At 73.5% G+C, this 26,910-nt stretch carries 29 protein-coding genes; 12 read left to right on the top strand and 17 right to left on the bottom strand.

Features of this window, described 5'->3' with window-relative positions:
- Positions 1-28: 28 nt before the first annotated feature.
- The gene (locus BG482_RS23270; RefSeq protein ID WP_069771039.1) at positions 29-1,060 is read right to left on the bottom strand and encodes an LCP family protein; all 1,032 of its coding nucleotides are present in this window, start codon (positions 1,058-1,060) and stop codon (positions 29-31) included.
- A 105-nt stretch (positions 1,061-1,165) separates the two neighbouring features.
- The gene (locus BG482_RS23265; protein WP_069771038.1) at positions 1,166-1,576 is read right to left on the bottom strand and encodes a rodlin; all 411 of its coding nucleotides are present in this window, start codon (positions 1,574-1,576) and stop codon (positions 1,166-1,168) included.
- A 229-nt stretch (positions 1,577-1,805) separates the two neighbouring features.
- Between BG482_RS23265 and BG482_RS23260 the strand changes: the two genes are divergently transcribed.
- From BG482_RS23260 to BG482_RS41325, 3 genes are all read left to right on the top strand, one after another.
- On the top strand, positions 1,806-2,219 hold the full coding sequence (locus BG482_RS23260) for a rodlin (RefSeq protein WP_069771037.1): 414 nt from the start codon (positions 1,806-1,808) through the stop codon (positions 2,217-2,219).
- Positions 2,220-2,533: 314 nt separating this feature from the next.
- A complete protein-coding gene (locus BG482_RS23255; protein ID WP_069771036.1) occupies positions 2,534-2,761 on the top strand; it encodes a chaplin in 228 nt (75 codons plus the stop codon).
- A 129-nt stretch (positions 2,762-2,890) separates the two neighbouring features.
- Positions 2,891-3,958: a chaplin gene (locus tag BG482_RS41325; RefSeq protein WP_141746658.1), complete on the top strand. Its 1,068-nt coding sequence runs from the start codon at positions 2,891-2,893 to the stop codon at positions 3,956-3,958.
- A gap of 60 nt (positions 3,959-4,018) precedes the next feature.
- Here the strand turns inward: BG482_RS41325 and BG482_RS23250 are convergent, their stop codons facing one another.
- Complete coding sequence (locus tag BG482_RS23250; protein WP_069771096.1) at positions 4,019-5,263, bottom strand: FAD-dependent oxidoreductase; 1,245 nt, start codon at positions 5,261-5,263, stop codon at positions 4,019-4,021.
- Positions 5,263-6,612: an ATP-grasp domain-containing protein gene (locus BG482_RS23245; protein WP_069771035.1), complete on the bottom strand. Its 1,350-nt coding sequence runs from the start codon at positions 6,610-6,612 to the stop codon at positions 5,263-5,265. The genes BG482_RS23250 and BG482_RS23245 overlap by 1 nt, the downstream gene beginning before the upstream one ends.
- Before the next feature lie 162 nt (positions 6,613-6,774).
- Here BG482_RS23245 and BG482_RS23240 point away from each other — a divergent pair, with 162 nt between their 5' ends.
- Positions 6,775-8,172 (top strand): glycoside hydrolase family 26 protein, encoded by a 1,398-nt coding sequence (locus BG482_RS23240; protein ID WP_176741445.1) that lies wholly within the window; start codon positions 6,775-6,777, stop codon positions 8,170-8,172.
- A 28-nt stretch (positions 8,173-8,200) separates the two neighbouring features.
- Here BG482_RS23240 and BG482_RS23235 read toward each other — a convergent pair whose 3' ends face one another.
- Genes BG482_RS23235 through BG482_RS23195 form a run of 9 tightly spaced genes read right to left on the bottom strand, consistent with a single transcriptional unit; the run spans position 8,201 to position 18,886 of the window.
- On the bottom strand, positions 8,201-9,316 hold the full coding sequence (locus tag BG482_RS23235; protein ID WP_069771034.1) for a GNAT family N-acetyltransferase: 1,116 nt from the start codon (positions 9,314-9,316) through the stop codon (positions 8,201-8,203).
- Positions 9,313-9,960, bottom strand: a complete 648-nt coding sequence (locus BG482_RS23230; protein ID WP_069771033.1) for a lipopolysaccharide biosynthesis protein — start codon at positions 9,958-9,960, stop codon at positions 9,313-9,315. The genes BG482_RS23235 and BG482_RS23230 overlap by 4 nt, the downstream gene beginning before the upstream one ends.
- A complete protein-coding gene (locus tag BG482_RS23225) occupies positions 9,957-11,120 on the bottom strand; it encodes a glycosyltransferase (protein WP_069771032.1) in 1,164 nt (387 codons plus the stop codon). Before BG482_RS23225 ends, BG482_RS23230 begins: the two co-directional genes overlap by 4 nt.
- Positions 11,117-11,857, bottom strand: coding sequence for a polysaccharide deacetylase family protein (locus tag BG482_RS23220; RefSeq protein ID WP_256096460.1), 741 nt, complete (start codon positions 11,855-11,857; stop codon positions 11,117-11,119). The genes BG482_RS23225 and BG482_RS23220 overlap by 4 nt, the downstream gene beginning before the upstream one ends.
- Entirely contained in the window at positions 11,844-13,643 is a 1,800-nt protein-coding gene (gene murJ / locus BG482_RS23215; RefSeq protein ID WP_256096459.1) for a murein biosynthesis integral membrane protein MurJ, read from the bottom strand. Before murJ ends, BG482_RS23220 begins: the two co-directional genes overlap by 14 nt.
- Entirely contained in the window at positions 13,640-15,133 is a 1,494-nt protein-coding gene (locus tag BG482_RS23210) for an O-antigen ligase (RefSeq protein ID WP_256096458.1), read from the bottom strand. Before BG482_RS23210 ends, murJ begins: the two co-directional genes overlap by 4 nt.
- A gap of 8 nt (positions 15,134-15,141) precedes the next feature.
- The gene (locus BG482_RS23205) at positions 15,142-16,557 is read right to left on the bottom strand and encodes an exopolysaccharide biosynthesis polyprenyl glycosylphosphotransferase (protein ID WP_069771031.1); all 1,416 of its coding nucleotides are present in this window, start codon (positions 16,555-16,557) and stop codon (positions 15,142-15,144) included.
- A complete protein-coding gene (locus BG482_RS23200) occupies positions 16,554-17,729 on the bottom strand; it encodes a glycosyltransferase family 4 protein (RefSeq protein ID WP_069771030.1) in 1,176 nt (391 codons plus the stop codon). The genes BG482_RS23205 and BG482_RS23200 overlap by 4 nt, the downstream gene beginning before the upstream one ends.
- Positions 17,730-17,782: 53 nt before the next feature.
- Positions 17,783-18,886, bottom strand: a complete 1,104-nt coding sequence (locus tag BG482_RS23195; RefSeq protein WP_069771029.1) for a DUF3344 domain-containing protein — start codon at positions 18,884-18,886, stop codon at positions 17,783-17,785.
- 240 nt (positions 18,887-19,126) lie between these two features.
- Here BG482_RS23195 and chpG point away from each other — a divergent pair, with 240 nt between their 5' ends.
- The 8 genes from chpG (at position 19,127) to BG482_RS23155 (ending at position 24,310) form a co-directional block, all read left to right on the top strand.
- Positions 19,127-19,366 (top strand): chaplin ChpG, encoded by a 240-nt coding sequence (chpG, locus tag BG482_RS23190; RefSeq protein ID WP_020132935.1) that lies wholly within the window; start codon positions 19,127-19,129, stop codon positions 19,364-19,366.
- A 267-nt stretch (positions 19,367-19,633) separates the two neighbouring features.
- Positions 19,634-20,287, top strand: a complete 654-nt coding sequence (locus tag BG482_RS23185; RefSeq protein ID WP_069771028.1) for a hypothetical protein — start codon at positions 19,634-19,636, stop codon at positions 20,285-20,287.
- A gap of 156 nt (positions 20,288-20,443) precedes the next feature.
- Complete coding sequence (locus tag BG482_RS23180) at positions 20,444-20,731, top strand: hypothetical protein (RefSeq protein WP_069771027.1); 288 nt, start codon at positions 20,444-20,446, stop codon at positions 20,729-20,731.
- 272 nt (positions 20,732-21,003) lie between these two features.
- Entirely contained in the window at positions 21,004-21,504 is a 501-nt protein-coding gene (locus BG482_RS23175; RefSeq protein ID WP_069771026.1) for a DUF5949 family protein, read from the top strand.
- Positions 21,504-22,100, top strand: coding sequence for a vitamin K epoxide reductase family protein (locus tag BG482_RS23170; RefSeq protein WP_069771025.1), 597 nt, complete (start codon positions 21,504-21,506; stop codon positions 22,098-22,100). The genes BG482_RS23175 and BG482_RS23170 overlap by 1 nt, the downstream gene beginning before the upstream one ends.
- A gap of 170 nt (positions 22,101-22,270) precedes the next feature.
- Entirely contained in the window at positions 22,271-22,792 is a 522-nt protein-coding gene (locus tag BG482_RS23165; protein ID WP_069771024.1) for a hypothetical protein, read from the top strand.
- Positions 22,793-22,971: 179 nt separating this feature from the next.
- Positions 22,972-23,460 (top strand): tyrosinase family oxidase copper chaperone, encoded by a 489-nt coding sequence (locus tag BG482_RS23160; RefSeq protein ID WP_069771023.1) that lies wholly within the window; start codon positions 22,972-22,974, stop codon positions 23,458-23,460.
- Positions 23,444-24,310: a tyrosinase family protein gene (locus BG482_RS23155; protein WP_069771022.1), complete on the top strand. Its 867-nt coding sequence runs from the start codon at positions 23,444-23,446 to the stop codon at positions 24,308-24,310. Before BG482_RS23160 ends, BG482_RS23155 begins: the two co-directional genes overlap by 17 nt.
- Positions 24,311-24,377: 67 nt before the next feature.
- On the opposite strand, the gene BG482_RS23150 is transcribed toward BG482_RS23155, so the two are convergent.
- The 4 genes from BG482_RS23150 to BG482_RS41320 form a co-directional block, all read right to left on the bottom strand.
- A complete protein-coding gene (locus BG482_RS23150) occupies positions 24,378-24,674 on the bottom strand; it encodes a chaplin (protein ID WP_069771021.1) in 297 nt (98 codons plus the stop codon).
- 140 nt (positions 24,675-24,814) lie between these two features.
- Positions 24,815-25,093, bottom strand: a complete 279-nt coding sequence (locus tag BG482_RS23145) for an acyl carrier protein (RefSeq protein WP_069771020.1) — start codon at positions 25,091-25,093, stop codon at positions 24,815-24,817.
- A complete protein-coding gene (locus BG482_RS23140) occupies positions 25,090-26,172 on the bottom strand; it encodes an FkbH-like protein (protein ID WP_069771019.1) in 1,083 nt (360 codons plus the stop codon). Before BG482_RS23140 ends, BG482_RS23145 begins: the two co-directional genes overlap by 4 nt.
- Positions 26,169-26,861, bottom strand: coding sequence for a GNAT family N-acetyltransferase (locus tag BG482_RS41320; protein ID WP_079142057.1), 693 nt, complete (start codon positions 26,859-26,861; stop codon positions 26,169-26,171). Before BG482_RS41320 ends, BG482_RS23140 begins: the two co-directional genes overlap by 4 nt.
- Positions 26,862-26,910: the final 49 nt, after the last annotated feature.

Raw genomic sequence — 26,910 nt, 5'->3', positions numbered from 1 at the left:
CGCACCGGGCACGACAGGCGCACGCCCCTCAGGTGCACGCGTACGCGCTCCCGCGCACCGGCACCGTGCTGCCGAGGACGGTCGGCGGGTCGGCGGGCCGGGGGTTCTCGCCCTCGGCGACGAGGGGCTGGTCGTCGCGGACCTTCGCGAAGAGCGCGTCCGCCTTCTGCTCGTCCCAGAGCAGCGCCGAGCCGATCCCCAGCGACACCGGGGCGAAGCCGCTGATCGGTACCGTCGTGAACTCCGTGGCCGAGGCGGGCAGCCCGCGCAGCGCGACCGCCTCCTGGACGAGCTCGTTCACCGAGAAGCCCTGCGGGCCGGAGCCGAGCAGCGTGCGCACCAGGTGCAGCGCGCGCTCCGGGTCGCCGAGCAGCCTGCGCGCCTGCAGCCCGCGCCACGTCTGCACCAGGAACCGCTGCTGACGCTGGATGCGGCCGAGGTCGGCGCTGGAGTCGACGTGCCGTGACCGGACGTACTGCAGGGACCGCCCGCCGTCGAGCCGGTGCTTGCCGGGTTCGAGGTCCAGGTCGGTCGCGGAGTCCTTGAGCCGTCGTGGCGTGCACACCTCCACGCCGCCGACCTCGTTCACCGTGTCCATGAAGCGCCGGAAGTCCACCTGCACGAACCGGTCGATGTTCACCCCGGTCATCGACTCCACGGTCCGGATGGCGAGCTCCTGCCCGCCCTCCTGGAAGGCCGCGTTGAGCTTCGCCGGATGCGGCGGGCGTTCCTTGCCGTCCGCCCCCTGGCGGTACGGCGGGATCTGCGCGGCGGAATCGCGGGGCATGCCGATCACGCTGACGCGGTCCCGGTGGGCCGACAGATGGATCAGCATCAGGACGTCCGTGCAGCCGCAGGGCTGGCCGCCGGCGTGGAACTGCTGCTTCTCCGCGTCGCTGATGACGTCCCGTTCGTCGGTGCCCATCAGCAGGATGTTCATCGCGCGCGGGACGTGCTCCCGGCCGGGCGGGGCGGAAGTGCCGAGCAGCGCGCCCGCGGTGGCCAGGACGATTCCGGGAATCGCCAGGCGGCGGGGCCAAGGGTTTCTCTTCACCGTCACGCGCCGCACGCTAGAACAGCGGGCCGCCGATGATCCGGCGGCCCGCTGTCCGGGCGGAGAATCCACCCCGGGGCTCAGGAAAAGAACCCGTTCACCACGTCGGGATCAGTGGTTGGCCGCACCGTTGCCCGAGAGGGCGGAGATGTCGTCCAGGATGTGCGACAGCGGCTCGTCGCCCTTCGCCTGGGTGCTGTTCTCGACGCACTGCTGGTTCTGCGGCGCCGACAGGATCGGGATGTCCTGCACGCCGACGTTGATGAGCGCGAGGACGGACTGCACGTTGGCCTTCGCCGGCAGACCGATGCAGGGCTTGTTGAGGGAGCCCTGGATGAGCGCCATCTGGGGGCTCATGTTGCCGAAGGTGGCCGAGTTGCCGAACGACTGGCTCGCGCCGTTGCCGCTGGCGGACGTCGTGCCGCTGTCGTTGCCGATGGCGAGGGCCGGGGCCGCTACGACGGCGGAAGCGCCGACGACGGAGGCGGCGACCGCAGCGGTGGCCAGTACCTTCTTGATCACTTGTAAGTCCCTTTCGTGAAAACCCCGTCCACCGGAGCGCTCTGGTTAACCGCCGACTCGCGCTTTGGTTCTTCGACTTCACTCCGATGGCCCATCGCTGAGAACGCGGCCCGGCGTGTCGGGAAAACCGATCGGGTGAAGTACCGCAACCAAACCCGGAACATCCGGTTGGTTCGGTGGCAGGCACATGGTCCTGGCCCGGAGCCAGGACAGGGAAAGGAATAGCGAAATGCTGAAGAAGGCAATGGCCGCGGCTGCGGTCGCCGCTTCCGTCATCGGAGTGTCGGCGGCTGCCGCCCCCCAGGCGCTTGCCATCGGGAACGACGCGGGCACCACCTCCGCCAGCGGCAACGGGGCGCACGAGGCGTTCGGCAACTCGGTGACCAAGGGCGACATGAGCCCCCAGGCGACCCTGGTCCAGGGCACCGCCAACAAGCTCTGCGTGGGCCTGCCGGTCAAGGCGGACGTTCAGTCCCTCGTCGCCGTCCTCGCCAACGTCGGCGTCCAGGACATTCCCGTCCTGTCCGCTCCGCAGAACCAGCAGTGCGCCGAGAACAGCACGCAGGCGAAGGGCGACGAGCCGCTGTCGCACATCGTCGACGACATCTCCGCCCTCTCGGGCAACGGTGTGGCCAACGACTGACGTTCACCGGCGCCGCCCGCCGCACGGTCCGCCGCTCTTCCGGCGGACCGTGCGGCGGTCGGGTTTTCCGCCGTCTCTTCCCGGCTGTTTCTCCGGCTTTCGCCCAGCCATCCAGGTGAACGTTTCTTCGTTTATGCGCCCGCGCTGTTGATTATATGAAGGCGTTCGAGTGAATTCCCGTGCGCCGCGTGCTCCTCAGTTTCTTCGGCCGTCTATCTCTCGTTTGCATCCTGCGGGTCATGGAGCGAGCCCTTCCGGTTGCGCTCGCTCGGTTTCGACCGTCATCTGGGCATGACCGCAGAGAAGGGAAACCCATGAAGAAGAGTGCTGCTGTTGTCGCGGGTCTGATCCTGGCCCTGGGCGGGGCCGCCCCCGCCTTCGCCGACGCCGGTGCCAACGGTGCGGCCATCGGCTCGCCGGGCGTCCTGTCGGGCAACGTCATCCAGGTTCCGATCCACATCCCGGTCAACGTGTGCGGCAACTCGATCAACATCCTCGCCGCGCTGAACCCGGCCGGCGGCAACGTCTGCGTCAACGACTGACGAGGCGACACTCCAGCTGTACGGCTGGATCGAGCCGGCCTTGGACGACACTCCTGTGGTCCAGGGCCGGCTCTTCCCACTTCTCCGAGCAGGAAGACAACGAGATTGCGACAGACTCTGAGCAGGGGAATGGTCGCGGCCGCCGCCGCGACGAGCATTCTGTCCCTGTGCGGGGGCGGGCACGCCCTCGCCGACTCGCAGGCCGGGGGGACTGCCAAGGAAGCGCCCGGAGTCCTGTCGGGCAACCACGTCCAGGCACCGGTGCACGTCCCGGTGAACGCCTGCGGCAACTCGGTCGACGTCGTCGCGGCGCTCGACCCCGCGTTCGGCAATTCCTGTGCCGACGCGTCCGCCACGCACCGCCGCCGCGCACACGCAGCACCGTACGGTGACGACGACTCCGGGTACGGGGGCTCCGGATACGGGGACCACGGCAACGGGAACAACGGCCCGAGCGACGACTGCGGAGGCTACGGCGACACGTGCGGCGGCGGCGACCACAGCACCCCGCCGGGCGGTGGTCACAGCAGTCCGCCGGGCGGTGGGCATTCGATGCCTCCGGGTGGTGGGCACAGCAGTCCGCCTGGTGGTGGGCATTCGATGCCGCCCGGTGGTGGGCATTCGATGCCGCCCGGTGGTGGGCATTCGATGCCGCCCGGTGGTGGGCATTCGTCTCCGCCCGGTGGTGGTCACAGCAGTCCGCCTGGTGGTGGGCATTCGATGCCTCCGGGTGGTGGGCACAGCAGCCCGCCCGGTGGTGGGCACTCTTCGCCTCCTCCGGGTGGTGGGCACAGCAGTCCCCCCGGCGGTGGGCATTCCTCGCCTCCCCCCGGTGGTGGGCACTCTTCGCCTCCCCCCAGCGGTGGGCATTCCTCGCCTCCCCCCGGTGGTGGGCATTCCTCGCCCCCTCCCGGTGGTGGGCATTCCTCGCCTCCCCCCGGTGGTGGGCACTCGACACCGCCTCCGCACGGGGGTCACAGCACGCCTCCGTCCGGAGGCGGGCACACCACCCCGCCCGGCGGCGGGCACACCACACCTCCGTATGGCGGCGGTGGCGGTGGCGGGCACACCCCGCCCCAGCTGTCGCACACCGGCAGTGACAGTGCGGCGCTGCTCGCCGCCTCCGGTATCAGCGCGGCGCTCATCGCGGGCGGCGCCGTCCTGTACCGGCGCGGCAGGGGCGCGTCGCGTCGCTGAATGCTCGGGGCGCCACGGGTGCCGGACGCTCTCGCGCCCGGCACCGGAGCCCCGTCCGCCTCAGCCGTGTACGGCCTGCGCGGCCCCGCGCCGGCCCGGCGCCGGGATCACCCCGACCGGCGCGTCGGTGTGCAGCCGACGCCGTACCCCTCGCACGAGGGTCCCCGCCGTGAACGTCGCGCCGTGGACGAAGCGCATCGCCGGGCCGAAGCCGGCCGCGGTCACCAGACCGGCCATGAACAGGCCGGGGTGGGACGACTCGAAGTCCCGGCCGACCTCGGGGGAGCCGTCGGCCACCGCGGCCAGCGAGTCGCGCAGCTCGGGGGAGAGCAGGCCGAGCCGGTCGCGCGTGGCCCGGAAGCCGGTGGCCGCGATGACGTGCTCGGTCTCGACGTGGCCTGCGCCCGTCAGCTCCAGTCGTACGCCGCCCGGCACCGCGCGCGCCGCCGTCACCTCGTGGGCGAGGCGCACCTCGACCGCGCTCTCCACCCGGTTGCGCACCCACCATGCGCCGGCCGGTCCGAGCGCCGTCGCCGCGATCCGTGCCCGGGTGGGCTCCCGCAGCCGACGGTACAGGCCGGGGCGTTCGGCGTAGAACCAGTTGCGCCAGCCGCAGCCGAGGCCGCTGTGCGGCGAGCGGGCCGACTGCCACCACGGCCGTTCCCAGGGCGGCGGCACGTCGTTCCAGGTCAGCCGGTCGGCGCGGGCCAGGACCCGGACGCGGGTGTCTTGTTCGGCGAGCAGCGCCGCCGTCTCCAGGGCGGCCTGGCCGCCGCCGATCACCGTGACGTCCCGGCCGCGGAAACGGTCCAGGTCTCCGTGGTGGCTGCTGTGCGTGACGAGGTCGCGGGGCAGGGCGCGCAGGGCGGCGGGGATCTCGACGAACGGCATCACGCCGACGGCGAGCGCGACCGTCCGGGCCGACACCGTCTCGCCGTCCTCGGTGACCGCCTCGAAGCCGCCGGGGCGGGACGCGATGCGGGTCACCGTGCGCTCGTCCACCTCCGGGACGGCGTTGCGGGCGAACCACAGGCCGTACTCGGCGAACATCTCCACCGGGATCGGCTCCCCGTGCCGGGCGGTCGTGCCCTGGGTCGCGCAGTACGCGTCGAGCCGCCAACGGGCCGCCGGGTCGGAGAGGTTGGAGGCCCACGGCTCGGACTTCAGGAACATGCCGCCGGGCATGTTGTCGCGCCAGGAGGCCATCGGCCGACCGAAGACGCGCAGGCTCAGCCCCGCGTCCGCGGCGTGGGACGCGATGGACAGGCCGTAAGGGCCCGCGCCCACCACCAGCAGGTCGTACATCAGCATCTGCTCGCTCTCTCGTCGTCGGTCGGTTCGGTCGGGGTCTGCTCGGCGGAACCGGTCGGGCCCGGCAGGCCGGTCGTCCCCGTCAGGCCGGTCAGGGACGGTGCGGGCGGTGGGGACTGGCGGACCACTCGGGGCCGTTCGCCGGTCACGCCCGCCGTGCCCGGCCGGGGCAGCCGGTCGAACAGCCGGCGGGCCACATGGGAGCCCCACAGGCCCCACATGGCGCGGCCGGGTGCGGTGTCGTCGTGGGCGTGCCAGGCCAGCTCGCGGTTGCGGCTCGTCGTTCGCAGCGCGGCCAGCGGCGCGTAGTTCTCCACCACGAACGCCCGCCCCGGCTGTGGCGCCCGTACCGGCAGCGGACGGTGTGTCAGGTCCAGGTGCTGGGCCCGGACGACGTCCAGTCCGGCGGCGTCGGCGAAGAGCCGGAACTGGGCGCCGGGGCGGGGGTTGAAGTCGAGCAGGTGGTAGTCGCCCGTCATGCCGCAGCGGCGGAAGTCGAGGTCGAAGACGCCCCGGTAGCCGAGAGTGTCGGTGAGCCGCTCGGCCTGTGCCTCCACCTGCGGGTTGTCCGTCCACTCGCCCACCGCTGTGAGGCCCGCCCCGCGGGGCCAGGCGCACAGCTTGCGGCCGGGGCCGCCGGCGGCGAGCGCGCCGGAGCGGTCGGCGTAGCCGTGGAAGAACCAGTCGCGGTCCGCTCCCGGCGGCAGGAAGGTCTGCAACAGCAGCCGGCTGCCCGCCTCGTCGGTGCGCAGATAGAGGTCGCGGGCTTCCTGGGCGGAGCGCACCACGACCGTGCTGCGCAGCCCCGAGCCCGCCGGCAGCAGCCAGGGCCGGCTCCACTTGGCGATCACCGGCAGGCCGAGCCGCCAGGCGGCGGAGGCGGCCTGGGCCGCGTTGTCGGGGATGAGGGTGACCGGGTGCGGCACGTCCGCCGCCGCGCACAGTCCGGCCAGTTCGGCCTTGTCGGCGACCAGTTCGGGCACATGACGGGGCTGTTGCGGCAGCAGGTAGACGGGTGCCAGTTCCTCGCGCAGTCGGCTCACGGCGATCGCGCCCGCGTCGTCCATCGGGATCAGTACGGCGGGCCGTTCGACGCGGGCGGCGACCCGCAGCAGCACGGCGGCGATGTCGGCCGGGGCGGCGCCGGGCGGCGGCGGGGGGTGCAGCCGGCTCACGAAACGGGAGGAGCGCACGGGGCTTCCCGTCGAGTCGGCAATCACATGCACATCGATTCCGGCCCGGCCGAGCGAGCGAACTGCGCCCAGCGTTCCGTGGTGAAAGGGGTTCCGGTCGATGCGCAGGAGGACGGCGGGGACGCGGGTGTCGAGAGGCGACTCGGGCATTTGCTGCGTTGTCCTTCGGCTCGGTTCACCGATATGGGCGATCGTGGCACTCGAAAGCCCTAACGGCGGTGGCGTGATTCCTTTTCGTGTGACTTTCATATGACTGAGTGTCAGTAATGCGCGGGCAGTGCGCGTTACGCGAGAGTGGAGAAAGGAGCAGGCATGGCTCCACAGCAGCGACGCGCACGGTCCCGGCGGCTGGCCGTCGTCGCGGCGGCGGTCGCGGCCTCGGCCGTCCTGGCGTCCGGACCTGGATTCGCCGCGGGCGCGGGGGTGGTGCGGGTCGCCGATCCTCCCGCTCCCACCCCGACCGCCCCCACCCCGGCCGCCCCCACCACCCCGACGCCCGCCGCGGCCGACCCGGCCGTTCCCGCGCCGAGCACGACACCGGCCGCGCCCTCCGCGTCCGTGACACCTGCTCAGAGTCCCGACCCGTCCGCCGAGTCCGCCACGCCGGCCCCGTCCGGCGCGGCCCCGAAGAGCACCCCCGCCTTCGGCGCCTACCTCGACTACGGCGCCCAGGGCGTGGCCCGGATCGCCGAGCTCAGCGAGTGGCTGGGCGGCTCGAACCTGCGCGTCGGCCACACCTACCTGCCGGGCGACCGCTGGCACAACATCGAGGGCCCGCCCGGCTTCCTCGACGTGTGGGCGGACTGGCGGCTGGAGGAGGACGACCGGATGCTCGTCCTCAACGTGCCCATGATGGAGCGCAACGAGGAGGGCGTCTCCGACGCCGAGGTGCGCCGCCTGCTGCGGCAGGGCGCGGCGGGGGAGTTCGATCACCACTTCAGGGCACTCGCCCGGCGCCTGGTCGCGCTGAAGGTGCCGGACACGGTGATCGTGCTCGGCTGGGAGATGAACGGCATCACGTACACCCATCGCTGCGGGCCGGACCCGGAGGCCTGGAAGAAGTACTGGAACAGGATCGTCTCGACGATGCGTTCGGTGCCGGGCCAGAAATTCAAGTTCGACTTCACGCCGACCCGCGGCAAGGACGCCGTTCCCTGGACCCGGTGCTATCCCGGGGACGACACCGTCGACATCCTGGGAATGGACTCCTACGATCAGCCGACCGGTCTGTCGTTCGACGAGCAGGTGAAGGAACCGTACGGACTCCAGGCGCACGTGGATTTCGCCAAAGCCCACGGCAAGCCCATTTCCTATCCCGAATGGGGACTCTTCCGCAACGGTGACAACGCCGAGTACATGCGGCGCATGATCGCCTGGATGGACGAGCACGGACCGCTGTACAACACGCTGACCGACTACTGCCCGCACGGCGTGTGGCAGTGCCGGCAGAACCCCCGCTCGTCGGAGGTCTACCGTTCGCTGCTGTCCGGCCGTGTCGACGAGCCGAGCACGCCGCCGACGACTCCGGCGCCCTCCCAGGAACCGTCCGTCGAGCCGACGCCTTCGCAGCCCTCGACGGAGCCGCCCACGACCGCCCCGACCGGCGAACCCCCGGTGAACTGCACGCCGATGGACCTCGGCGACTGGGTCGAGTACTGGCTCGGCGGCAAGCTGTGCTTCCGCCTGGACTGGTGGTCGAAGAGCGGGTGAACCGCGGTGCGGTGGCGGCAGGCCCGCGTCAGGACCTGCCGCCACCGGCCCGCTCCCTCCGCTGCTCGAGACGGAGCAGCAGCTCCTTGCCGCGCCGCCGCGCGGCCACGTCGCAGACGGCCGCCGACAGCAGCGGGGCGGTGCGCCGACGGGCCAGCAGCAGCCGCTGGTTGACGACGGGTTCGGGCCGCCAGTGGTGCTTGTACGGCTCGTCGCCGCGCAGCAGGCTCAGCGCGGCCCGCCCGCCGTCCCGGGTGTGCTCGGCGCACGCGTCCAGCAGCATCACCGCGACGTCCGCCTTGCTCTCCCGCAGCCGCGGATGCGCGCCGTACAGATAGCCCCCGGCCAGCCGACGCGACAGCAGGGTCAGGTCGACGGCCACGACGTCGTCGTCCAGCCGGAACTCGGTGACCACCGCGTCCCCGGCGCGCACCATCGGTCCGACCGAGCGCACCAGGTGCTCGCAGAAACGGGAGCGCAGGTGCTCTCCCGTCACCCTGCGGCCCTGCCACTGCAGCTGATGCAGTTCCAGCAGCCGCCGCAGCGCCGAGTCGACCTCCTCCGGGCACACCGCCTTGCGCTCCACGCCGAGCGCGGTCAGCTTGCGCAGCTTGGCACGCACCCGCTGGGCTTTGGCCGAGGGCAGCCGGGCCACCAGGTCCTCCATGGGGACGGCCGGCAGCTCCAGGCACACCGAGTCGCTCACCCGCCGGCGCGGCCCGTGCCAGCGTTCGTAGACCTGCTCCACCGCGCCGCCCGGCCGCACCTCGCGGAAGTCGATCAGCGCGGTACGGGCGGCCGCGGCGAGCCCGTCGGTGAGCGCGGCGACGGCCTGCTCGCCGTGTTCGTCGTCGACGAGGACGTCCCCGTAGTCGGAGATCGCCCCGCCGAGCGGCACGAGCGCGGGCAGCGGCCGGCGGACGGCCGTCAGCGGGGCCGCGGCGACGAGCTCGCCGCCGTCGCGGACCAGCAGCAGCCGCAGCCGGCCGCGCCGCCCGTACGACAGCCACCACGAGTGCAGCCAGGCGTGGCTCTGGAACGGGGTGGCCGTCGCGCACCGCCGGTACAGCCGGCCCCAGGCGGGCGCGAGTTCGGCGAAGGCCCGCTCGTCGGTGACGAGTTCGGTCGTGAGCGTCGGTTTCACAGCGCTCCGTGGGCGTCGGCGGCGAGCGCCGGGCCGGGGACGGCGGCCGGGCGACCGGCCTCCTCCTGCGAGCCCCGCCTCGGCCGTACCAGCAGGACCAGACCGCCGAGCAGCCCGCCCGCGCTCGCCCCCACCAGCCCGGTCACCGCCGGGGACGCCGAGGAGGGAGCGGTCGGCCGGACCGCGCGCGCGAACTGCTGCAGCTCGACGTTGGTGGTGGCCTGGGAGCTCTTGGCGTGCTGGGTCAGCGCGCGGGTGACCGCGTTGGCCATGTCGGCGGCGAGGTCGGCCCGCGGGGAGGTCGCCGTGATCGCGACCATCGGGGCGTCCGGCGAGGTCGCCGTCTGCACGCTCTGCTGCAGCGTCCGCACGGGCACGCCCGCCCACACCTGGGCGTCGCCGAGCACGGCGAGCTGGGTGGCGACGCGGCCGTAGGCCTGCGCGAAGCCCAGCGCGGACGCCGGGTCCGACTTCGCGGTCGGGACGGCGACGACATAGGCGGTGGCCGTGTACACGGGCGGCTTGACGACTCCGTAGGCGCCGCCGAGCAGACCGCCGGCGACGACTCCGGCCGCGAGCAGGGACCAGGGCGGCAGCGCCTTGGCGCGGCGCAGGGCGGCGGGACGACGGGGGTTCTCGGTCATGGGGAACTGACTCCCTGGGGTGTCGGGGAAGCGGAGGACGACCGGGGTGGTCCGGTGACGGTGGCCGCGTACACGTCCATGAGCTGGGCGGCGCTGCGGGTGATGTCGTAGTGGCGGACGGCGTCCGGGGCGGCGCGCGGGCCGGGGGCCTGGGCACGCGTCTCGGTCAGCGCGCGGACGAACGCCTGAGCGCCGCCGCTCACCCGGCGGGCGCCGGACGCCCGCGCGGGCAGGTGCTCGATCGCGGGACAGGAGGCGTAGAGCACGGGAAGCCCCGAGGCGAGCGCCTCCACGGCCGCGAGGCCGAAGGTCTCCTCGGGGGACGGGGAGACGAACACGTCCATGGCGCAGACCAGGGACGGCAGGTCGGGGCCGGGGGTGCCGTCGGGGACGCAGGGGCGTTCGCCCGCGAACAGAACGCGGTCGGTCACCCCCGCCTCGTGTGCGAGGCGCCGCAGCACGCTCTCCTCGGGCCCGCCGCCCACCAGCAGCAGCCAGTGGTCGGACGGGAGGCGGGCGAGGGCGTGGACGAGCACGTCGAAGCGTTTGCCGGCCGTGAGACGGCCGACCGCGCCGACGACGCGCGCGTCGTCCGGCAGCCCGAGGCGCCGCCGGGTGCGCAGACGGGCGTCCGGGTCGAAACGGAAGCGGGCCAGGTCGACGCCATTGGGGACGACCTCGATCCGGGGGGCCGGCACACCCCAGCTCATCAGCCGGTCGGCGACGGTGGGGGAGACGGCGACCGTGGTGCGGCCCAGGCGTTCGCTGGCGAGGTAGAGGGCGCGCACCCCCGAGGTCAGCTCGCGCCCCTCCAGCTGCGACTCGCCCAGCGAGTGCTCGGTGGCGACGACCGCGCGGACCCCGGCCAGGCGGGCGGCCAGCCGGCCGTAGACGCAGGCCCGGTAGAGGTGGGTGTGCACGAGGTCGTAGCGGCCGGAGCGGATGATCCGCACCAGCCGGGGCAGCGCGCCCAGATCACGGTTGCCGGCCATGCCGAGGTGGACGACCCGGACCCCGTCCTCGGCCAGCCCGTCGGCCACCGAACCCGGGTTCGTCAGCGTCACCACGTCGCACCGCGCCGGCAGGTGCCGCAGCAGCAGGCGCAGTTGCTGCTCGGCGCCGCCGACGCCGAGTCCGGTGATGATGTGCAGCGCCTTCACCGGAGCCCCTCCACGGGACGCCGGCGCAGCCGGTGCAACCGGTACTTCAGATACAGGCGCAGGGCGTCGTCGTTCTGCCCGACGTGCAGTCGGGGGAGGGCGTGCAGGCCGTTCAGCGCGCCCGGGTCGATCGCGCAGGCGTAGGCGTAGCCGGCCTCGCGCACGGCGTCCACGGCCCGTCGGTCGACCGTCCCGTACGGATAGCAGAAGCCGTCGGGTTCGGCGCCGAGCAGCTCGGCGAGGACGGCCCGGCTCTCGGCCGTCTCCGCCTTGAGCGCGACGTCGTCGGCCGCGGTCAGATCGACGTGGGTGAGACCGTGCGAGCCGATCTCGACGCCCGCGTCGGCCGCGCGGCGGATGCCGTCGGCGGTCAGCAGGAGCTTGCGCGGGCCCAGCGGATCCCAGACGTTGTCGCCGCCGAGCCGGCCGGGCAGCACGAACAGGGTGGCCGTGCAGCCGTTGCGGCGCAGCACGGGCAGGGCCGCGGTGAGGAAGTCGGCGTATCCGTCGTCGAAGGTGAGACCCACCAGGTCGCGGCCCTCGCCGCGGGCGCGGGCGGCGAGCAGTTCGGCCATGGAGACGCCGCGCAGCCCGCGCCGGCGCAGCCACCTCAGCTGCTTCTCCAGCCGCTCGGGGGTCACCGTGACGCGGTAGGGGTCCTCGGAGCAGTCGCCCACGGAGTGGTACATCGCCACCCAGGGGACGGCGGTGGGCGTGCTGCGGTCAGGAGCGGCCATGGGAGAGCTTTCGGGTCGCGGAACGTACGGAACGGAGTGCGTGGACGATGCCCTGGGCGCGCAAGGCCCGGCCGAGCGACAGGAAGACGACGGTCACGGTGAGCCCGCCGACGAGGAGTCCGAGGAGCGCGTCGTGGCACCGGTCGGCGGCGAGGGCTCCGGCCAGGGTCGCCACCAGGGCGGCCCGCACGGGCCGGCTCAGCTCGTGCAGCACGCCCCGGACGCTGACGGGGACGCTGCGCGGTCCCATCCCGGCCAGCAGCACCAGGGCGGTGACGGTGATGCCGGTCGCGTTGGCGGCTGCGATCCCGTACACCCCCCAGGCGTCGACGCTCAGTGCCCCGATCCAGGACGTGACGGCGATCCCGCAGGCCATCGCGCCGACCGGGTACCAGGTGCCGCGGCCCGCCGAGAAGTAGGAGCGGACCAGCACGCCCACCAGGGTCTGGCCGAGCAGCCCCAGCGCGTACACCCGCATCAGCCCGGCCGTCGCCGCCGTGTCCCGGGCGGTGAACGCGCCCCGCTGGAACAGGACTTCGATCATCTGGGGCGCGCAGGCGATCACCGCCGCCGTGCCGAGCAGCACGATGCACGCGGCCAGGGCCAGATCCCGCTCCACCCGGCTGCGGGCCCGTTCGACGTCCCCTTCGGCCAGCGCCCTTGCGACGACGGGGAAGGTGACCGTGCACACCATCACCGACAGGATCATCGGCATCTGCGCCACCTTCTGCGCGTAGTTGAGGTGCGAGATCGCGCCGGCCGGCAGCTGCGAGGCGAGGAAGCGCTCGATGAGGACCTGGGACTGCCGGCACACGGCGAACAGCAGGACGGTCGTCAGGAGCGCGGTGTCGAGGGGCCGGGGCGCCCCGTGTGCGACGGCCTGCGCCCCGCCCACCGTGGGCCTCCTCAACTGGCGCAACAGGGAAGGGAGTTGGACGAGAACCATGAGGAGCCCGCCGACCGCGACCCCGGCCGCCGCCGACCGCACCCCCCAGCGGCCGCCGAGCGCGTACATCCCGGCGATGATGCCGACGTTGTAGGCCACGTAGATCGCCGCCGGCGCCACGTACCGCCGGTGCGCGCGCAGGGCCGCGCTGCAGTACCCGGCGAGCCCGAAGCTCACCGCGCAGGTGGCGGTGAGCCGGGTGCAGTCGACGGCCAGTGCGGGATCGGGCAGGCCGGGCGCGAGGATCTCGACGAGCTGCCGGGCCGTGCCGATCAGCAGGGCGCCCACCGCGACGAAGGCCAGCGACAGCCGGGGGAGCGTGCCGGCGACCAGCGCGCGGACCGGGTCGCCCGGCGCGCCCTGGGAGCGGCGGGCCAGCGCCATGCTGAACGCCGGGATCAGGGCGAACGCCAGCCCGTCCTCGATGAGCAGCGTGGCCGCGAACTCGGGCACGGTCCACGCGACGAGGAACGCGTCGGTGTCGCTGCCCGCTCCGAACAGCCGGGCCAGAGCCTGGTCCCGGAGCAGCCCGAGCAGGGCGCCGGCCACCGACAGGGCGGCGGTGACGAGAGCGGCCCGGGCGAGGAAGCCGCGGGACACCGTGGGAAGGTCGCCGGAGCTCCGGTCCTCCTCCCCGGCGACCTCCGCGACGGCCCCGACCGCCCCGGTCGTATCGGCCGTCTCGTGCGTCACGGTCGTCCCGGTCGTATCGGCCGTCTCGTGCGGCACGGTCGCATCGGCCGTCTTCTCGGCGGTCTCCCCGGAGTGTGCGGCGTCCCGCGCCGGAGGCACGGACGGGGGGTCGCCCGTGCGAGGCGTCCGGGGAGGCGTCACCGTCATCGCGCGAGCGCCTCCTCGCGGCCTTCGCGGCCGTCGGCGCCGACCAGCGCCCACCAGGCCACCAGCCCGAAGACGACGGCCGTCAGGACGGTCGATGGCCCGCCGATGTCGGCGTACATGAAGTCGATCAGCTGCCAGATCAGAAGACCGCAGGCGACGAGCGCGCAGTCGAGGCCGGGACCCGAGCGCCGCACGCGGGACCAGCCGCGCAGCCCGCAGGCCAGCATCGCCAGCCAGCCGCCCGCGAGGGCGAGCAGCCCGATCAGGCCCTGCTCGGCCAGAACCAGCAGATACATGTTGTGCGGGGACAGCAGCGGCTGACGGACGAAGCCCGACCCCGCGCCGTCGGTGTCGCTGCCCGAGGACAGGGCGAGCGAGGCGTGCGCGTCCCGGTGCTCGGGGAAGCCCTTCAACCCCACGCCGGTGAGCGGTTGTTCGCGCCACATGCCGATCGCGGACGCCCACAGCGTGTACCGGTCGGTGACCGACTGGTCGGGCGCGTCGGCGACCTGGGTGATGCTGCTGACGCGCTCCTGGAGCATCGCCGAGCCCACTCCGAAGCCGCCGACCAGGATCACCCCGGCCGCCACTGCCACCGCGCCGATCTTCAGCGCCCGCCGCAGTCCGGCGAGGACCAGCTGGACCGTGCACGTCAGTGCGGTCGCGATCCACGCGCCCCGGCTGAAGGAGAGCGCCAGCGGCGCCAGCAGCGCCAGCGCGCAGCCGGCGGCGATCGCCCGGTGCCGCGCCCGGGACCGGCCGAGCGCCAGCCCGATCGCGCAGATCAGCCCGAAGGACACCACGGTCGCCATGCCCATCACGTCCTGCGGTCCGAACGTGCCGACCGCCCGGATCGTCTCCCCCTGGTACGAGGCGCCGGTCCCGGTGACGAACTGGTGGACGCCGACGGCCCCCTGCCACCCCGCCAGGCCGACGAACGACCAGGCCAGCACCCGGAAGTCGGCCCGGTCGCGGACCAGCAGCACGACGGCCGCCGGGACGAGCACGAAGATCTGCAGGTAGCGGCCGAGGCCGGTGAGTCCCGCGCCCGGCGAGGAGGCGCCCATCGCGGCGAGGGCGAGTCCGGCGACCGGCAGTGCGAAGAGCGCGGCGGCCGTCCGGGACAGCGGACGGCGTCGCTGCCGCAGCAGCCGGACCGCGCAGAACAGCACGACCAGCGCGGACAGCGCGTCGGCCGGTCCGGCGCCGCCCTCGCCGCCGGGTGAGAGCGGCAGACCGAGCACGGCGACCACGGCGACCACGGGCAGGACCGGTGACAGCGACCGGACGGACCTCGGCGGCAGGGCGGGGGCCGGCCCGGAGCGTGCCGACGGCTGCACGGAGGACGGGCGTCGCGGCGCCCCGTGCGGTGCGTCGCACGGTGGAGGGGCGCCCGCGTGGGCGTACGCGGGCGACCCCGACAGCACGGCGAGACGCCGGGCCAGGCGTCGCAGCGCGGGCGGGAAACTCCGGACGGGTCCTGGGGTCATCTGCGGTTTCAGCTCCCGGTCGGTCGCACGAGGGCGGCCGCGGTGCGCAGCAGGATGCACACGTCCTGCCACAGCGACCAGTTGTCGATGTACGCGTTGTCGAAACGGGCCCGGTCCTCGATCGAGGTGTCGCCGCGCAGCCCGTGCACCTGGGCGAGGCCGGTGATGCCGGTCTGCATGCGGTGGCGGGCCGCGTAGCCGGGGTGACTCTGGCTGAACTGGCCGACGAAGAAGGGACGTTCGGGGCGCGGGCCGACCAGGCTCATGTCGCCGCACAGGACGTTCCACAGCTGCAGCAGCTCGTCCAGCGACGTCTGGCGCAGGAAGCGGCAGAAGCGGCTCATCTCGCGCTCGCCGGCCACGCTCCAGCGGGTCGCGGACTCGTGCTCGTCGACCGGGCGGTGGGTGCGGAACTTCAGCAGGGTGAAGGGCCTGCCGTCCTTGCCGATGCGCTCCTGCCGGAAGACGACCCCGGGTCCGTCGGTCAGCCGCAGCACGGTCGCGCACAGCAGCAGCAACGGGCTCACCAACAGCAGCAGAGTGCCGGAGACCGCGACGTCCAGCAGGCGTTTGCCGAGGCTGCCCCGGCGCCGGGCGCCCATGTCCAGCCGTCGGCAGGAGAACCCGGCGAGCTGTTCGCGGCTCGCGTACGAAGGGGTGTCGGCGTCGATCTCCCACACCGTGCAGCCCGACTCGGCGAGCGCCCGCAGCAGCGGGCCCTGCACGCTGCGCACGGCCGGGTGGACGCACAGGACGTCCCGGACGCCGTTCTGGATGAGCGCCCGCTGCACCTCCTGACCGGTGGTCAGCACCGGCAGTCCGTCGACGCCGTCGGGGTTCTCGGCCACGATCCCCACCGGTCGGACCCCGCACCGGGGATGGCGCAGCACAGCGGCGGCCACCCGCTGGGCGGTCGTGGCGGGTCCGATGACGAGCGCGGCGCGCGGGCGGCGCAACAACGCCCGCCGCCGCCGCAGATGGACGACAGCGCGGCCGGCGCAGCAGGCCGCGGCCTGTGCCGCGCAGCCGACGAGCAGCGTGCGGGCCGAGAGCGCGTACGCCGGGTTCCACGCACCGACGACCGCGGCCAGCGCCAGCCAGCCGACCGCGATCCGGCCGCAGACGGCGGGCACTTCGTCGAGGACCCCCGCCACCGGACGCGCACGCCGGGGGCGCAGCAGCATCGTCGCCGCCACCAGCAGGGCCGCCAGGAGCGGCCTGCGCTGCACGCCGCTCAGCGCCAGCGCGCCCGCCAGCGCGGCGAGGCCGTCGGTGAGCAGCAGCGGCAACGGTGACGCGGGCGGCGCGGAGGGCCGTCGGGCGGGGAACCTGAATCCTGTCGCGCTCTCCCGGCGCGGGATGACCGAGACGGACGAGTATCCGGGCTGCGCGCCAGGAGAGGGGACGGTGCTTTCCGCAGTCACGAGTGGATGGACTCCCTGCACTCGGTGGGCGCGACGGGCGCCCCTTGTGTGGTCGTGAGCAGCTCGCGATACACGCCCGCGACCGCCTCGGCCGTGCGTCGCACGTCGTGCGTGGCCAGGACGTGCCGGCGCCCCTGATGGCCGAGCGACTCGCGCAGCAGCGGGTCGAGGAGCAGTGCGGTGACGGCGTCGGCCAGCGCCGTCGGGTCGTCGGCGGGCACCAGACAGCGGGGCGCGAGCGCGTCCGGCAGGCTCTCCCGGGCGCCGTCCACGTCGGTGACGACCACGGGCCGCCCGCAGGCCAGCGCCTCCAGCGGGGCCAGCGCCATGCCCTCCCAGCGCGAGGGCAGCACGACCAGGTCGGCGGCCTGGTACCAGGGCACGATGTCGGCGACGGCCCCGGTGAACAGCACCGACTCCGGCGCCCCGCGCCGCAGTCGCTCCGCGTCCGGTCCGTCGCCGACCAGCACCAGCCGGGCGCCGGGCGTCCGACGCGCGACGGCCTCCCACGCCCGCAGCAGGACGTCCTGCCCCTTCTGCCGGCACAGCCGCCCCACGCACACCACCAGTGGGGCGGCCGCGGCGAGCCCGGGCAGGAGGGACGCGCGCACCGTGTCGACGGGGGCGGGGTGGAAGCGCTCGGGATCGATGCCGTTGGGGACGATGCTCCACCGCCCGGCGATCCGGGCGCGCTCACCGGTCGCGCGCTCGGCCTCGCTCACGCACACCAGCCGGTCCGCCCAGCGTGCTCCGAACCGCTCCCAGTGCAGCGCGAGCGCCGCGGTGGCGCCGCCGACGGCCTCGAAGGACCAGGCGTGCGGCTGGAACACGGTCGGGATCCGCCCGCGCAGCGCGAGCCGGCCGGCCAGTCCGGCCTTCGCGCTGTGCGCGTGCACCAGGTCGGGGCGTACCTCGTCGAGCAGGCGTGCGAGCCGCCGCACCTCGCCGGGGAGCGAGGGCCCGGGCGACCGGGCCGCCGCCCAGTGCCGGACGTCCGCACCCAGGGACCGCAGGTCCCCCGCGAACGGACCGGCGGGACAGGCCACCGTGACGTGCAGACCGGCGGCGAGCTGGGCCCGCGCCAAGTCCGTCACGACCCGGGCGACCCCGCCGTCCACCGGCTGGGTGAGGTGCAGGACCCGGGTTCTCTCGTCGGGTTCTGGCTGGTGCATGGCGCGGTTTCCTCGCTCACGGTGGCGCTCGGGACGTGCGGGAACGCGCCTGACTACTTCTTCCGTGTGTCGACGGCGACGAAGAGCGCCCCGGCCCACGCCGCGTCCCGGTGGGCAACGAGCCGAACCGCCAGCTGGTCACCGCCGGACCGCAAACCCCTGCGCAGATCGAACACGTCGGAGTCGTAGCCGAGGGTGTTGACGTACGCCGGTACACGCGCCGCCGGAGACTCCCCCGGCTCGCTGATCGTGGAATTCAACACATCGTCAGATGGATTGACCGGGTTCGTGAGCGCGGCGGCCGCCCGGCCACCGGTCGAGAACATGAGCGAATCACCCGAACGGCCGCGGTCGCCGTCGTAGGCGACCAGCCCGACCCGGCCGCCCGCTCCGGCCGGGATGCGGAGCCCGTTCAGCCGGATCTCCTTGCCTGCGGGGGCGTCGAGGGCGTCGAAGCCGTCCCAGACGGACAGGTCCCGCAGCGGCTCGGCCGGGTTCTCGTACGCCACGACCAGGGTCCAGCCGCCCCAGGCCCCGGCCGCCGACCTGCCCATGGCCACGTTGATCTGCGCGACCGTGTACAGGCCCTGACCGCTGTCGCGCACCAGCTTGGTGACGTCCGCGGAGGCCTGGAAGGCGTCGGCGCCGTGTGCCGCCCGGTGGCCGACGACGGTGTCGGCGAGCACCGCCTTGTACGCGCCGCCCGGCTCGGCGATCAGCACCCGCCCGTTGTCCTTGGGCGGCTTCTGCTCGCCGACGCGCAGGTTGCCGCCCCAGTACAGCCGCGCGTACGAGACCCGGGCGCCCTTGGGCAACCGGACCTCGGCGCGGGAGGAGTTGTACGTGTTGGGGTCGTCGTCGACGTCGACGTAGAACATGTCGAAGTCGTTGTTCTGCGCCGCCTGGCCCGCGCGCACGGCCGGGCAGGCGGGGGCGGCCGCGGCCGCAGGCGCGGCGCGGCAGCTGATGGCCGCGTTGGCCGCACGGACGATCCCGCCGTGCTGCGTGGAGTGGTAGCGCTGTGCGAAGGCGAGTCGTTCGGCCTCCGCCGACGGCGGCGCGCCGGCCGCGAGGGCGCCGCCCGGCGCCCAGAGCGCGGCCAGGGCGAGAACGCCGACCGCGGCGCGATGCAGCGTCGGACCCAGGGAATTGCGCATGACCGGCGGTGCCCTTTCGTGCGATTTGCTTGCTATAGGCGTGCGTCGGATGGGGCGCAACTCTAACTGCTGTCCGGATTAATCCCCTGAAACCGGACAACTGTGTCGGTATCGTGAACCTTGATCCTCGGAGACATCACTCATTCGGCGGCACAACCCCGGTCGGCCCCACGCGTTGACTTCAGCGCCGGGCATCCCCGCCCAGCTGTTTGTGTCAAAACCCCCAAGGAGCACCTCTCCATGTCGCGTATCGCGAAGGGCCTGGTCCTGACCTCCGTTGCCGCCGCGGCCGTCGCCGGCGCCTCCGGCATCGCCGCCGCCGACAGTGGCGCGAACGGCGTCGCCGAGCACTCCCCGGGCGTGCTGTCGGGCAACGTCGTCCAGGTTCCCGTTCACATCCCGGTCAACGTCTGCGGCAACACGATCAACGTGATCGGCCTGCTGAACCCGGCGTTCGGCAACACCTGCATCAACGACTGACGTCACCTCCCCCAGAGGTCACGACTCGTCATTCGCCGAACGGCCGCCCTCCCGCCAGGAGGGCGGCCGTTCGCGTGGTCGGCGGCCGTTGCCCCGAAAGGGGGAAGGTGTCGCGCCCCGCTCGGCGGGCCCCCGCGCGCCCCCCCATCAGGGGCGATGCCGGCCCGGTGAGCTGCGAGGAGTCACCCGGTGCGACGGCTGTGTTGCGGGGAGCGACGGTGCTTTGCACGGTGGGTACGAGACCCGACGCAATCGAAAGGATTTCCCATGCGTGGTCTGCCCGTTCGGCGTATCGCTTCCACCGCACTGTGCGCCTCCCTCGTCCTCGGCCTCGCCGCCCCCGCCGCCATGGCGGCCGACGGAGCCGCAGCCCGTGAGCGCCTCGCGGCGGCCTCCGATGCGCCCGTCCCCGGAGTGGCCGCGCTGCGCGCCCAGGGCAAGGGCCTCGCTGACCTCAGCACCGTCCTCGCCCCGGTCACCGAAACGCTCAACACCGTCCTCAAGGCCGACGACGGCCGCCTCACGCCCGGCCAGGCGACCCGGCTCGGCGACGCCGTCAAGACGGCCGTCGCAAAGATCACCGCCGCGGCCCCGGCCGCCCCCGCCGCCCCGGCCGCCCCGGCGGTCGTGCCGCCCTCGCTCGCCGAGGGCGCCGCCGACAGCGGAACGAAGGCGGCCGCCGACCCCGTGTCCGACGCGCTCGCCGCGGTGCAGAAGGCCGTCGACGCACTGCTCTCGGCTGCCACGTCCGACGTCGGCCAGGTCGTGTCGGCGGTCACCGGCGTCCTGGACGGTCTGCTCGACCTGCTCTCCTCGACGCTGAACGGACTGGGCCTGAGCCTGCCGAGTCTGCCCAGCCTGCCGGCCGAGGCGGCGGAGGCTCCGGCGGCGCCCTCGCTGCCGCCCCCGCCCACCGGCTGACGGCCGCTCGCCCCTGCCTGCACCCCGGCATTTCCACCGCCGGGGTGCAGAAATTTTCTGCGTACCCGGTTTCCGCACCCGTCAGGCCTCGTTAGACACGACGTCAGAATGTGCCCCGGTGACTTGAGTTGCCGAGTCGCCGAAGAAAGGAATCCGATGAAGTCCCTGAAGGCTGCCGCTGTCGTTGCCGGATCCGTGGTCCTCGCCGGCCTTGCCGCGCCCGCGTTCGCCGCCCCCGCCGACCTCACGCCCACCAGCCTCAACGGCGCCGTGGACACCCTCGCCAGGGGGCCGATCAACCTGGAGGACGCGATGCCGCTCCAGCACCAGTCGGACGCCCTCGACACCGAGAACAAGGACTCCGTCCTCAGCACCGTCAAGGGCGCGGCGGGCGCTCTCAACACCCACAATCCGCTTCTCGGCGGACTGCCGCTGCAGGGCTGAGACACCCCCGCCGCCAGGGCCGGCCCCGTCGCCGACGGACCGGCCCTCGGTCATGTCCGCAAGATCCCCGACGATGTCCGCACGGCCCCCGGCTCGTGGCGTCTGGCGCGCGTCCCTCCGGGCGGACGACGCCACCTCGCCGACAGGGCACGGGCCTTGTTCGAGGCGAGTCGAGCGGCGCATCCCTCGTTCGTGTGGAGCAACCCGCCGGCGTCCCCCGGTCGGGTGAGAACACGTCCGGCCACCCGCCGACGCGCCGCTATGGTCACGCGGTGACCTCAACCCCAAGCGCAACCCGCCCCTTCCGCGTGGCCGACCTGGGCACCCTCGTCGTGATGCCGTGGAGCGGCGAGGCCCCCGACGGCCGTGACATGCCCTACCTCCTGGCTTACTCCCTCGGCGACACCGCGGACGGGCCCGAGGGGACGGCCGCCGCCGTCGAGCGGCTGCTCGCCGACAACGGCATGCCCGTCGGCGGCGACGTCGTCGACGGCACCGAGCGGCCCAGCCTGCCGTTCAGCCTGCTCGTCGAGTCCGGCGCGGCCGTCCTGAACATGCCGGGCCTCAACGCCCAGTGCCTGCCGCCGGCGGAGTGGCTCACGGCCGTCGGCGAGCGCGGCTACGCCTACCTCGTCCTCACCGCCCGCGCCTGGCCGGAGGCCACGCCCGGCCAGGCCGTCACGCCCGAGGCGCTGGCCGCGTTCGCGGGCGCCGAAGAGACCCTGACGGCGGCGGCGCACATCGTCCTGCCCGCCCGCCGCCTGCGCGGCTGATGCGGCGGCCGCAGCCGGTCGCCGTGGGCGGCGGCCGCGCGTACGCCCTGCTGCTGGTCCTCGCCGGAGCGGCCGGGCTGCTGGCCTCCTGGGTCATCACCCTCGACGAGTTCAAGCTGATGGAGGACCCCGGATTCACCCCCGGGTGCAGCCTGAACCCCGTCGTCTCCTGCGGCAGCGTCATGCGCAGCGACCAGGCCTCGGTGTTCGGGTTCCCCAACCCGATGCTGGGCCTGGTCGCCTACGGGATCGTCCTGTGCGTCGGCGCGGGCCTGCTGGCCCGGGCCGCCTACCCCCGCTGGTACTGGCTGACGTTCACCGCCGGCTGCCTCTTCGGCGTCGCCTTCGTGTCCTGGCTGCAGTTCGAGTCGCTGTACCGGATCAACGCGCTGTGCCTGTGGTGCTGCCTGGCGTGGGTCGCCACGATCCTCGCGTTCTGGTACGTCGTCGCGTTCGACGTGCGCCACGGTTTCCTGCCCGCGCCGGCCGGCGTGCGGAATTTCCTCGACGAATTCGCCTGGGCGCCCCCGCTGTTGCACATCGGGATCGTCGGCATGCTGATCCTGACCCGCTGGTGGGAATTCTGGACGAGTTGACGCACCGCCGTCGCATCAGCGCGCCCCACGTTCCGGGACACCCCTCGCGCCGATAGGCGGTAGCACTATTACGGCACTCGGGGGAATTGTGAACTGATGCCGTTTTCCGGCTCGTTACCCGGTACGGACGCAACGCCCCCCGAACTCCACCGAAAGGGCCCGTACCCGAGATGAAGTCGACCACCCGAGGAACCCTCGCCGCAGTGATCACGTGCGTGGCGGCCGCGGCCGGCGCCGCCGCCTGCGCGAGCCCGGCAGCCGCGATCGGCACCGTTCCCGTCCCCGTACCGCTGGACGGCGTCGAGAAGTCCCTCAACGTGGAACTGCCCACCATCGGCGGCGAGATCCCCCTGCCGACGCCGGGTGCGCCCGAGGGCCCGCGCTTCGTCGAGGGCCGCCTCATCCCGGAGCGCGTCGTCCCGCAGCTGCCCGTCGCCGCCGGGCTGCCGGGCCTGGGAGTGCGGGCGCCCCTGCCGGAGGTGCTGGGCGACCAGTTCGACCACGTCGGTCTCGACGCCCCCGCCTCCGACCTGCGCACGCTCGGCCCCGGCCTGACCCTGGACGCGCCCCTCACCGCGCCCAACCCCGACCACTTCGGCCTGCCGGACCTGAAGCTGCCCGAGGCGGGCGTGATCACCCCCGTGCTGCAGGCCGTGCCCGGCGCGAACCTCGGTCTGGGCCAGGGACTGTAGGCCCGCGGGCCGACCGCCGCGAACACGGGCCCGGACACCGTCGTCCGGGCCCGTCGCCGTGCCCGGATCCGCCTGCCCGAGCGGACCGTTCGGACGCAGGCGGTGACCAGTCGGCCCCCTCGGCGGTTAGCCCCACAGACAACCGCACCGGACCACCGTCCCGGACGAGGGAGCACACCATGGCCGTCAGCGTCGACGGAGTACCCGTGAGCGCAGTTCCGGCAGCCACGGCCAGAACCGCGCCGGCGCGTCGCACACGGCGCCGGGACCTGCTGCGCGGGCTCCTCGGAGCCTCCGCCGCCCTCGCGATCGCCCCGGTCGCCGCCGCCTCCCGGCCGCTGCGCCCGGCGGACGGCGGCCCCGCCGGCTCCTCCTTCGACGAGACCTACCGGGGCCGGCGCATCCACGGGGTCCTCACCCCGTCGGGACCCGCCGCCGCGGCCGGCGCCGCCGAGTGGAAGGTCACCATCGACGGCCGCCCACTGCACCTGATGCGCCGCGCCGACGGCACCTGGCTGAGCATGGTCGACCACTACCGCTCGTACGCCACCCCGCTGGAGGCGGTCCGCGCCGCCGTCGACGGGCTCGGACCGGGGGAGCGGCTGCGCGAGGACGGTCCGGCACACCACGACACGCACATGGGGGGACACCATGGCCTACATCCGTAAGGACGTCAGCACGCTCACCGGCGCCGAGCGTCGGCGCTTCGTGAACGCGCTGCTGGCGATCAAGAAGAGGGGCGAGTACGACGAGTTCGTGCGCATGCACATCGACCACTACGTCTCCGACGGCGACGGCGGTCTGCGCAGCGCCCACATGGCGCCCTCCTTCCTGCCCTGGCACCGCAGGTTCCTGCTGGACCTGGAGGCGGCCCTGCGCCGCGTCGACCCGTCCGTGACGGTGCCGTACTGGGACTGGACGCGCGACCGCGCAACGACCGCCACGCCCTGGACGAAGGACCTGCTGGGCGGCAACGGACGCCGGTCCGACCATCAGGTGACGACCGGGCCGTTCGCGTACGCCACCGGCAACTGGACCATCAAGGAGAACGTCACCGACGGGGAGTTCCTCACCCGCGACCTCGGCCGTGCCGCCGACCCGATCGACCTGCCGGCCACGAGCGACGTGGAGACGGCGCTGCGGGACCCCGTCTACGACGTCTCGCCCTGGGACTCGACGGCCGGCCGCGGGTTCCGCAACCGGCTGGAGGGCTGGGGGTCCGGCTCGGGCAGCGCCGCCTGGCGCAACCACAACCGTGTGCACCGGTGGGTCGGCGGGGTCATGCTCGGCGGCGCCTCCGTCAACGACCCCGTGTTCTGGCTCCACCACGCCTTCGTCGACCTGCTGTGGACCCGCTGGCAGGGCAGGCACCGCGAGCACCGCTACCTGCCGGCCGAGCCGCCCGGGCCGGGCAGCCGGCAGTACCGGCGGATCGTGGCCCGCCACGAGAAGCTGCCCCCCTGGAACGTGACCCCGGACCAGCTGGAGGACGCGTCCCGGATCTACCGGTACGCCTGACGGAACCCCCGGGAACAGGGGAGAGCCCCGGCGCTCGAGGTGCCGGGGCTCTCCTGGGAAAGGCTGCTCAGTCGCCGTAGCCGTTGTGGCCGCCGTGCTTGTCGCCGCCGCCCTTGCCGTGGTCGCTGACGTTGGCGCAGGTGTTGCCGAACGCGGGGTTCAGCAGACCGATGACGCTGACGGTGTTGCCGCAGACGTTGACCGGGATGTGGATCGGAACCTGGACGACGTTGCCCGACAGGACACCCGGCGAGCCGATGGCAGCACCGTTGGCACCCGCGTCCGCCATGGCCAGGCCGGCCCCGCTGACCACCACGGCGCTGGTGCCGAGGGCAACAGCGGCCACCTTCGCGATGCGAGACATCACGTTCTCCTTAGTGAATCGGTTCGCACGACGGCAGGGGGCGCCGTCGCACTCCCCGTTCAACGCCGCCGCCCCCACCGGGTCACGGCACGACCGTAGGGATCACCCTTTTTGAACAGGGTGGACGTACAGACGGGTGGCTAGGAGGGCTGGAGGTGGGCCGTGACGAAGTCGTTCAGGGTGGCGATGGACTGCAGACTGTCCAGGCTGAGGTCCAGCGCGGCCACGTCCACCCCGAAGCGCCGGTCGACGGCGCCCAGCAAGGTCACCCCGGCCAGCGAGGTGAGACCGATCCGCGGCCCGAACAGGTCGGTGTCGGCGGGGAGTTCCCCGACGTAGGCCTCCTCCAGACCGGTGGCCTCGGCGATCATCGAACGCAGTTCGCGTTCCACCGCGCCCCGGTTCCGGGTGTCCGTCACGCCTCGGCGTCCTCTCGTTCGGTCACCCGCAGCCAGGCGGGCGGCTCGGGCAGTTCGTCGTGCAGGCTCCTGCCCAGGACCGCCGAGTCGGCGGCCGCGCCGGCGCCCGCGTCGTCCACGCGGCGCAGACCCGCCTGGCGGAGCAGGATGCGCATCTCCAGGTTGGCGTCCGTCGGGCGCAGCGTCACCCGGAACTCCTCCGCCCCCTGCTCGCGGGCCCGCCGCATCAGCCGGAACAGGAAGGCCGCCGCCGCTCCCCGGCCGGCGACCCGGCAGGACAGGGCGAGCAGCGGGACGGACCACCGGGCGGGGGCGGTGCGGTCGACGAGGGCGGCGCCGATGACGCCGTACTCGCCGAAACGGTCCGTCATGCGGGCCGTGTACACCTCGTGTCCCTCCGCGGCGGCCAGCTCGCGCAGCCGGTCGGGGGTGAGGCCGGAGGAGTTCAGGCGGTGCGTGCGGGCGGCGAGCTCCAGTGCGCGGGGGATCTCGCCGGGCGTGGCCGCGCCGACGGTGAGCCGCATGTCGCACCAGCGCAGGAACTCCTCGCGCGAGCCCTGGAAACGCTCCCCCTCGGCCCGGCGGGCCTCCTCGGTGCGGTAGCGGTGCACCCGCTCGCGTGACTCGGGGGTGACCTCCCGGCCCTCGAAAGCCGCGAGCAGCTCGGGGACGTCCTCGGGGGCGAGGGTGCGCACCCCCGGCAGGAGGGCCTCGACCTCGGCACGCTCGTAGGGGGAGTCGTCGACCAGGAGCAGGGCGTCCACCGCGATGCCCAGCTCCTTCGCGATCCCGCGCAGCGACTCGCTCTTGTCCTGCCAGGACACCCGCGGCGCCAGGAACCGGCTCCGCAGCGCCGGCACGGCCTCCAGCCGGTCGAGCACCGACGGGGCGCTGCGGCTCGCGATGCTGCTGAGCACGCCGAGGGCCGCCAGCGCGTCGATAGCGGCGAGCGTCCCGGGGCGGGGCGTGGGCAGCGCGTCGGTGGCGGACTCGACGGCGACCTCGTCCCACAGGGTGCCGTCGAGGTCCCAGACGACGCACTTGATCCGGTCCGGGTCGAAGCTGTCCGTGCCGCTCATCGGGCGCGGTCCTCCTTCTCCTTCGGCAGGAACAGCTTCATCGACAGACTGGTCGGGTCGAAGCCGAACTTGCGGTAGACCGTGCGCATCGGGACGTTGCCCACGTGGACCCGGCCGACGACCTCCGTGATGCCGTTGGCCAGACAGAACTCCAGGCCCGCGGTGAGCAGGAGTTCGGCGACGTCGCCGCGGTTGTCGACCGGGGAGACCGCCAGGGAGCGGAAGTTGGCGTAGCGGTCGCCGGTCATCGCGTTCTGGTTGATGCTCACCCAGCACCAGCCGACCGGTTCCTCGCCGGGACGGTGGGCGACGATCATGCCCTCCTTCGACTTCTCCATGGCACGGCCGAGACGGGACTCCCACCGGGCCGGGTCGTCGATGGCGTCCTCGCCGAAGGAGACCCGGGCGATCTCGGCCTCGAACCGCCCGATGGCCGGCAGATCGCGCTCGTCGGCCTGCCGGGTGACATACGGCCGGGCCCGCTCGGCGAGCGCGGCGCGATCGGCCTCGGCCGGCGGACGCCAGCCGAATGTGCGCGGGGCGGGAGCCGCCGGAGCCGCGGCAGGGAGGGGTGCGGGGGCGGGGGGCGCGGAGGCGCCGACCGCGGCCGTGGCGGCCGAGGCGGTGACGGAGGTTCCGGCGGCGGGGTAGTCGCGGCTGGGTTGGTCGCGGCTGCGGAAACAGGCCATCAGCGGCCTCCGCCTTGTACGCCGGGGCCGTGGCAGGGCTGGCAGGTTT

The organism is Streptomyces sp. LUP30 (assembly GCF_001746365.1).
Taxonomy (GTDB): domain Bacteria; phylum Actinomycetota; class Actinomycetes; order Streptomycetales; family Streptomycetaceae; genus Streptomyces.
The sequence above is the reverse complement of the archived record's forward strand: the minus strand, read 5'-3'. Positions and strand labels throughout refer to the sequence as shown.

Bases quoted from the DNA above. Each gene is read 5' to 3' on its own strand.
- BG482_RS41325 (WP_141746658.1), top strand. From the start codon at position 2,891: ATGGTCGCGGCCGCCGCCGCGACGAGCATTCTGTCCCTGTGCGGGGGC.
- BG482_RS23220 (WP_256096460.1), bottom strand. From the start codon at position 11,857: ATGGCCGCTCCTGACCGCAGCACGCCCACCGCCGTCCCCTGGGTGGCG.
- BG482_RS23255 (WP_069771036.1), top strand. From the start codon at position 2,534: ATGAAGAAGAGTGCTGCTGTTGTCGCGGGTCTGATCCTGGCCCTGGGC.
- BG482_RS23260 (WP_069771037.1), top strand. From the start codon at position 1,806: ATGCTGAAGAAGGCAATGGCCGCGGCTGCGGTCGCCGCTTCCGTCATC.
- BG482_RS23160 (WP_069771023.1), top strand. From the start codon at position 22,972: ATGGCCGTCAGCGTCGACGGAGTACCCGTGAGCGCAGTTCCGGCAGCC.
- BG482_RS23245 (WP_069771035.1), bottom strand. From the start codon at position 6,612: ATGCCCGAGTCGCCTCTCGACACCCGCGTCCCCGCCGTCCTCCTGCGC.
- BG482_RS23170 (WP_069771025.1), top strand. From the start codon at position 21,504: ATGCGGCGGCCGCAGCCGGTCGCCGTGGGCGGCGGCCGCGCGTACGCC.
- BG482_RS23250 (WP_069771096.1), bottom strand. From the start codon at position 5,263: ATGTACGACCTGCTGGTGGTGGGCGCGGGCCCTTACGGCCTGTCCATC.
- BG482_RS23150 (WP_069771021.1), bottom strand. From the start codon at position 24,674: ATGTCTCGCATCGCGAAGGTGGCCGCTGTTGCCCTCGGCACCAGCGCC.
- BG482_RS23195 (WP_069771029.1), bottom strand. From the start codon at position 18,886: ATGCGCAATTCCCTGGGTCCGACGCTGCATCGCGCCGCGGTCGGCGTT.
- BG482_RS23230 (WP_069771033.1), bottom strand. From the start codon at position 9,960: ATGACCGAGAACCCCCGTCGTCCCGCCGCCCTGCGCCGCGCCAAGGCG.
- BG482_RS23210 (WP_256096458.1), bottom strand. From the start codon at position 15,133: ATGACCCCAGGACCCGTCCGGAGTTTCCCGCCCGCGCTGCGACGCCTG.
- BG482_RS23185 (WP_069771028.1), top strand. From the start codon at position 19,634: ATGCGTGGTCTGCCCGTTCGGCGTATCGCTTCCACCGCACTGTGCGCC.
- BG482_RS23240 (WP_176741445.1), top strand. From the start codon at position 6,775: ATGGCTCCACAGCAGCGACGCGCACGGTCCCGGCGGCTGGCCGTCGTC.
- chpG (WP_020132935.1), top strand. From the start codon at position 19,127: ATGTCGCGTATCGCGAAGGGCCTGGTCCTGACCTCCGTTGCCGCCGCG.
- BG482_RS23180 (WP_069771027.1), top strand. From the start codon at position 20,444: ATGAAGTCCCTGAAGGCTGCCGCTGTCGTTGCCGGATCCGTGGTCCTC.
- BG482_RS23200 (WP_069771030.1), bottom strand. From the start codon at position 17,729: ATGCACCAGCCAGAACCCGACGAGAGAACCCGGGTCCTGCACCTCACC.
- BG482_RS23140 (WP_069771019.1), bottom strand. From the start codon at position 26,172: ATGAGCGGCACGGACAGCTTCGACCCGGACCGGATCAAGTGCGTCGTC.
- murJ (WP_256096459.1), bottom strand. From the start codon at position 13,643: ATGACGGTGACGCCTCCCCGGACGCCTCGCACGGGCGACCCCCCGTCC.
- BG482_RS23155 (WP_069771022.1), top strand. From the start codon at position 23,444: ATGGCCTACATCCGTAAGGACGTCAGCACGCTCACCGGCGCCGAGCGT.
- BG482_RS41320 (WP_079142057.1), bottom strand. From the start codon at position 26,861: ATGGCCTGTTTCCGCAGCCGCGACCAACCCAGCCGCGACTACCCCGCC.
- BG482_RS23165 (WP_069771024.1), top strand. From the start codon at position 22,271: ATGAAGTCGACCACCCGAGGAACCCTCGCCGCAGTGATCACGTGCGTG.